The organism is Mangrovibacterium sp., from assembly GCF_059905295.1.
The window spans coordinates 1-6,443 of record NZ_JBZQJF010000108.1; the positions used below are offsets into that span (position 1 = coordinate 1).

6 protein-coding genes are annotated in these 6,443 nt (G+C 44.0%); 5 read left to right on the forward strand and 1 reads right to left on the reverse strand.

Annotation, left to right across the window (positions count from 1 at the left end):
* The 5 genes from AC37HE_RS05800 to dsrP form a co-directional block, all read left to right on the forward strand.
* A partial coding sequence (locus AC37HE_RS05800; RefSeq protein ID WP_500781846.1) for a zinc ribbon domain-containing protein occupies positions 1–408 on the forward strand: 408 nt, incomplete at its 5' end.
* A 322-nt stretch (positions 409–730) separates the two neighbouring features.
* Positions 731–2,362: a hypothetical protein gene (locus AC37HE_RS05805; protein WP_500781847.1), complete on the forward strand. Its 1,632-nt coding sequence runs from the start codon at positions 731–733 to the stop codon at positions 2,360–2,362.
* Positions 2,363–2,506: 144 nt separating this feature from the next.
* Positions 2,507–2,992 (forward strand): hypothetical protein, encoded by a 486-nt coding sequence (locus tag AC37HE_RS05810; RefSeq protein ID WP_500781848.1) that lies wholly within the window; start codon positions 2,507–2,509, stop codon positions 2,990–2,992.
* 18 nt (positions 2,993–3,010) lie between these two features.
* Positions 3,011–3,901, forward strand: a complete 891-nt coding sequence (locus tag AC37HE_RS05815) for a 4Fe-4S dicluster domain-containing protein (RefSeq protein WP_500781849.1) — start codon at positions 3,011–3,013, stop codon at positions 3,899–3,901.
* A gap of 31 nt (positions 3,902–3,932) precedes the next feature.
* Positions 3,933–5,180 (forward strand): sulfate reduction electron transfer complex DsrMKJOP subunit DsrP, encoded by a 1,248-nt coding sequence (dsrP, locus tag AC37HE_RS05820; protein ID WP_500781850.1) that lies wholly within the window; start codon positions 3,933–3,935, stop codon positions 5,178–5,180.
* A gap of 128 nt (positions 5,181–5,308) precedes the next feature.
* Here the strand turns inward: dsrP and AC37HE_RS05825 are convergent.
* Positions 5,309–6,443: C69 family dipeptidase (locus AC37HE_RS05825; protein WP_500781851.1), on the reverse strand; the 1,135-nt coding region annotated here is incomplete at its 5' end.

Sequence of the window (6,443 nt, forward strand, 5' to 3'; positions counted from 1 at the left end):
ATTAAGGAATTTACAGCTGAAATGAAATCGAAAAAAGAAACGATTGAAAGTTCTAAAAAGCAGCTGTCAGAACGTGAAGAAGATCTTGACCGTAAGAAAAAAGAGCTGGACGAGATTACTGCAGAAACAAAAATTGAAGAAGAAAAACTGAAAAGCAAAGGCGAGAAAATCGAGACAATGATCGAGTCGCGTTTGTTGACAGCTTTTAAACGTATCCGCAAGAATGCCCGCAACGGCTTAGCAGTTGTAACTGTACAACGCGATGCATGTGGTGGTTGCTTCAACAAAATCCCGCCTCAACGTCAAATGGATATTGCCAACCGCAAAAAAATTATCGTATGCGAATACTGTGGTCGCATCTTGGTTGACAAGGACATCATGGACGTAGAAGTTGGTTCTGAAGATTAATTCAAAAAATCAATCCAATATTGAAGGCCGTCAGTTTTGAACTGACGGCCTTTTTGTTGTTTAATCGGGAGGTTTCTGACTCCGGAAATCTTCTTGTTCATCCATCATTCAATACCTGTTTTATGATCCTGTGTTCGGCCAAGGTCCTTCCTCCCCAATGGTCCTGTAACGATTCGACAAAATCTTTGGGGCAAACTGCGGATTGTCGCCAAAGGACACAAACTGCTCTAAGTTGATATATATCAGCACAAAAAGACATACCTATCTTGCGCATTTCCGTAGAACCGAACATTAAAGTGTTTTACAGATAACCTAAGCGCGTATGTCAGAAGTGGATGACATAAGAGATGAGATCAATGCAATTAAAATCCGATTAGTACAGATTGAAAAAGCTTTGCATCTCAAAACCGAAAAAGAATCAGTACTTTCCTCCGAAGCTGGCAAAGCTGATGATGACTCATATTTTGAGTTAGACCTATCATTCACAAAAAAAGAGAACGTTGAATCAAGCATTGGAGAGTACGGACTAGCCTGGCTTGGTAACATTGTCCTGCTTTTTGGAATCAGCTTCCTGGTTCAGTACCTGGAAAACCCACTACTCTCGGCAATTGTTGGTTTTGCCTCTGTTGGCCTAATTTACCTGACTTCCTATTACAGTCGCCGGTCGTTCAGCTACCTTTCCAGGCTCTTTGCCTACTGCGGGCATCTTTTACTTTTCTACATCACCTTGCAGCTACACTTCTTTACCAGCTCTCCGTTGATTGGCAGCAAGACAGTGGCGACAGTCTTATTACTAATCGTTGTAGGCTTTGAGTTGTATTGGGCAACAAAACAGCAAAAACCAACTTTAGCCTTCCTGTCAATACTCATGCTATTGACAACAGGAATCGTAACCGGATCGAATGCATTTGCAGCCGTTACCACCATGCTCGCTTCCATATTTGCCGTCCTTTTTTATACCCGTTTTGGATGGCTAAAACTAATGCTTGCATTCATTTTTATTATTTACCTGGCACATTCGAACTGGCTTCTCAATAATCCTATGATCGGAAATCCGCTCGAACTTAGCTCACCCCCGGGAATAAGCTATCTCAACCTTCTTATAAGTGCTGTTGCCTTTTCATTGTTAGCAATTATTCCACTTAAAGAAACAATATCACGAGAATTACTGATTGCCTCCGTCGTATGGAACGGCATGAACTTTTCAATCGTTCTGGCCTTTTCAACCTTACTTTATTTCAGGGATTCCTACATCCTCTTGTTTGGATTCATTGCTGCCGTTTGTCTGGCCTACTCTATCGTATTACAAAAACGAACAGAAATCAAGATCTTCGCCTCCATGTATGCTATTTATAGTTTTGTTGCCATGAGTGTCGCGTTCTACGGCATATTTCTTCTTCCCAAAGCATACACTTTGTTATCCATACAGAGCTTACTGGTCGTTTCAATGGCACTTTGGTTCCAATCGCGTTTTATTGTCGTAATAAATACATTCCTGTTCTTTTTACTGCTCACCCTATATTTAACCGACGACTTAAGCTACAACGGCACAAACTTGTCGTTTATGCTCATCGCTTTTTTGAGTGCACGAATTATTAACTGGAAGAAAGATCGACTTCAGCTTAAAACAGAACTAATCAGAAACCTATACTTGCTTGCAGGATGGATCATGACCCTCATTGCATTTTATCATTTGGTTCCCGAAACCTGGATCACGGCTTCGTGGATTTTCGCTGCCATCCTGTTTTTTGCAACCAGCCTTCTACTGAAAAATATAAAATACCGATGGCTAGCAATAGCTTCAGTCATTGCCTCTGCCTGCAAACTGATATTTGTTGACTTCGCCAATATCGACATCGTTTTCCGCATCTTGCTGTTTATGGTATTGGCCGTGGTCTCCATCAGTGCATCCATTCTATACACCAAATTTTACAAGTCTAAAAAAGAACCCTAAGCTATGAACCCGATTTACAGTCCTATTATTAAACCTGGTCATAAGCCTCTACAGAAAAGGGAATTGGCCCTCCGTGTGTTTCGATTTTACAGAACCGGAATCTTTCTTTTATTCACGATGCTTGTGATCAGCGCATGTCATTCAATGGAGAAGAAATACAACCAGCATGTTCTTCCGGCTGAAAAGACCGCTTCATCCACCCAGACTGAAGAATATGCCGTTGAAGCCCCACCATTCTCGGAAGGCATCTACCCTTGTTCGGACTGCCACAGCGAGCTGGTTCCTAATCCTGTTCGACGACAGCTGGATTGGCATGAAGAGGTGACTTCAATCTTCAATCACGACAAAGCCAACCGCTGGTGTCTCGACTGCCACGATCTCATGAACCGGGATTCACTTCGGTTAGCCAGCGGCCAACTGCTGAGTTTTAAAGAATCATACAAACTATGCGGTCAGTGTCATGGTGAAAAACTCCGGGATTGGCGGGTAGGCGTTCATGGAAAAAGAACAGGCCAATGGAACGGACAAAAGCACTATTTACTCTGTGTGCATTGCCATAATCCGCATGCACCCAAGTTTAAACCAATTACTCCGGAACCACCTCCGCTTCCCCAGAAAATATTGAAATAAATCGAAGAATTTGTTACTATGAAAAAAGATAAATCCAGAAGGTCATTTCTAAAGAACGTTGCGCTGGCTGCAGGTTCTGCAATCGCATTTTCAGGTTGCGACATGAAGACCTTTGATCATTTTTTGCAGAAAAACTTTCGCGCCTTATCCAAGGATGAAGTCGACGACATTATCAAAAGTCTGGAGCAAGACTATAAAGAAAAGTACGGTAAAGAATTTACAGTATCGGCCAAACCTGCAACCGACGGCATTCTGTTTGGTTATGCGCTCGACCTGTCTCGTTGCATTGGTTGCCGCAGGTGTGTTTATGCCTGTGTGAAAGAAAATAACCAGTCGCGTGATCCGCAAATTCAATGGATAGAAGTCCTGGAAATGGAAAAAGACAAGGGGATCGATTTTGCCGACTCCAATGTTCATTACAATCCTGAAAAGGTTCCGGAAGAAGGTTATTTCTATCTACCTGTACAGTGTCAGCAATGCCGACATCCGCAGTGTACAACTGTTTGCCCGGTTAAAGCAACCTGGCAGGAACCCGACGGCATTGTTGTCGTTGACTACAACTGGTGCATCGGGTGTCGCTATTGCATGGCTGCCTGCCCGTATGGTGCACGACACTTCAATTGGGGCGAACCCAATATTCCGGAAGATGAGCTAAACACAAACGTACACTACTTAGGCAACCGTCCCCGTATGAAAGGGGTCGTTGAAAAATGCACCTTCTGCATTCAGCGGGTGCGCGAAGGCCGCTATCCTGCCTGTGTCGAGATATGTCCTGTGGGAGCCCGTAAGTTTGGAAATTTGCTGGATCCCAATAGTGAAATACGCTACATTCTTGAAAATAAGAGGGTACTGGTGTTGAAACAAGAACTCAACACACAGCCCAAATTCTACTACTTCTTTGGCGTTTAAGCCCTGAAGCTAATTTGAAAAAACAAGACTCATGAACGTAACACAATCCACAACCGGTATTTTCAAAATTATCTCGCGTGGTAACCGCAGTTATTACGGATGGTTATTCTTTCTGTTATTGACATTAATCTGGGGTGCCGGAGGGTATTTTCAGCAGCTGAACAGCGGGCTGATAACCACGAACATGCGTGACTCGGTTTCCTGGGCGTTTTATATTGGTAATTTTACCTTTCTGGTTGGTATTGCTGCTGCTGCCGTTATGCTGGTTATTCCGGCCTATGTTTACAATTGGAAGCCCATCAAAGAAATTGTCATTTTTGGCGAACTACTCGCCATATGTGCTGTGATTATGAGTATTGGCTTTATCATCGTCGACATTGGCAATCCACTTCGTTTTTGGCACATGCTACCCGGCATTGGCACCATGAACTTCCCGTCATCGATGCTATCGTGGGATTTCTTTGTCTTACTCACCTACCTGCTTATTAATCTTGTTGTTGTCGTTCACTTACTACACCGAATTTTTATTAAAAAAGAATACAATAAAAAACTGGTTCTTACTTTAGTGTTCATCAGTATACCGATGGCAGTTGCCATTCATACCGTAACAGCCTTTCTGTACAATGCCATTCCGGCTCGTCCGTTTTGGAACAGCGCCTTACTCGCTCCCCGATTCCTGGCCTCCGCTTTTTGTTCCGGACCGGCAATCTTGCTAATCTTGTTTCAGCTGCTTCGCAAATTCACCCGATTTGAAATTCAGGATGAAGCAATCTGGACGATTGCCGAATTGATGGTGTATGCCATGTTTATCTACCTTTTCTTCACAGTTGCCGAATTATTTAAAGAGTTTTACAGCGGCACTGAACACATTCTATACTGGCAATACCTCCTGTTTGGCATCGGTGACAATAAAGAGATTGTTCCTTACAGCTGGGCATCAATCATCATGGGATGTGTTGCCTTCGTCCTGTTTCTGGTTCCAAAAACAAGAAAGAACTTCACCACGCTCAACATCGGGGCCGTGCTGATCTACGCCAGTGTTTATGTTGAGAAAGGAATTGCCCTGATTATTCCCGGCTTCACCCCCGATGTGCTAGGCCAAATCTACGTATATACGCCGTCGATGATCGAACTAAGAACTGCAGCGATGATCTTTGCATTAGGTTCTATCGTATTTACCTTCCTTGTCAAAATTGCAATTGCGATCATCTTCGAAGATTATCATTCCAAAAACCTATCAACACAGTCAACACAACCGGAACTTGCTACTGAAGATTAATTCAACAAATAAGCACATAATGAAGGCCGTCTGTTTCAAACCGACGGCCTTTCTATTTTTAGGGACTCAAAGTTCAATACCTCAAGTGACTATAACTTCTGTGAAAGTATTTTAGAATTGAATTCAGCTTAATAGCTTTGAGGTTCTTTACTTTCGGCATCCTTTCTCCATACCGCATTCTTCAAACTGGGCTTATCCTCTACGGCCCGGTTGTACCATTGCTGCGGATAACCGGCAGTTTGCCCGGATCCCCGCTCATCGTTAATATAGCCGTCAATATATTTCGTAACCAACAGCTGCCCCAGCTCACGCCACTTTGTCACAACATTATTTGCTGTAGCAGAGCAATAACTGGTCAGGGATGCAACTGCCGAATCGGGATCGCTTTCATAAAGTTTTAAGGCAGCCTGCTCAACTGAATCTTGTTGCGCCAGGGCCTTTCCCTCCAACTGCTTCTGAACGGGCAATACATCCTTGATCATATAACGATATTTCAGATTGATGTAATTGGAAACGAAATTGAAGGCCCACCAGGCTGACTCCCAGGAGAATTTTCCCTGATCGCCATGTGCATAAGCTTCCGGAATTTTGCTAACAGCCGGATAGAAAGGCGTGTAACAGTTGGTAAAAGTATCGTCCGGCGAATACCACATCACCCCGCCGATCGCATCGGGTAACCAGGCCCGACTTTGACTGATAAATGAAAATGCGGTATTCACATTCGAGATCGGACGCTCCCAGGCACAATCATCGCCATCAACTTTGAAAGTTAGCGGTCGGTCTCTGTTAGGCGTTCCATAGGGTCCTGCACCCAAACCTTTTGTCATATCCCAAGGGGTTCCCTCGTAATGATCGCGCACCAATGCTGCCAGCTCAGCCACCCCGATTTTATAATCAGGTTTGATAAATAAGGGATACGGTTGGGCCCCTTTTACCCCACGATGATAATCGGGCGAAAAATTTTGAGAAGGAGCTGCCCTCCGGAAAATACTCCATACCCGCGATTCACAATAGCGTAAAATAGCCGGTGTTGCCGGACAATAAACATCGTTGAAACGGAAAGGCTCTCCCGAATTCGGATCGTAGTAGCCTCGTTCGATCGCCAGAGAGATCACATTCGACGAATACAGGCAATTCTCCGGATCGTCTAACGGGAACTCTCCGATACGGGAATGGTTAGCATGTGCCGAGATCATTCCATCGGGAACTTTACGGGCAACCCACACAGCTCCCTTTTTCCCTTCTCCCACACCAATCATTTCC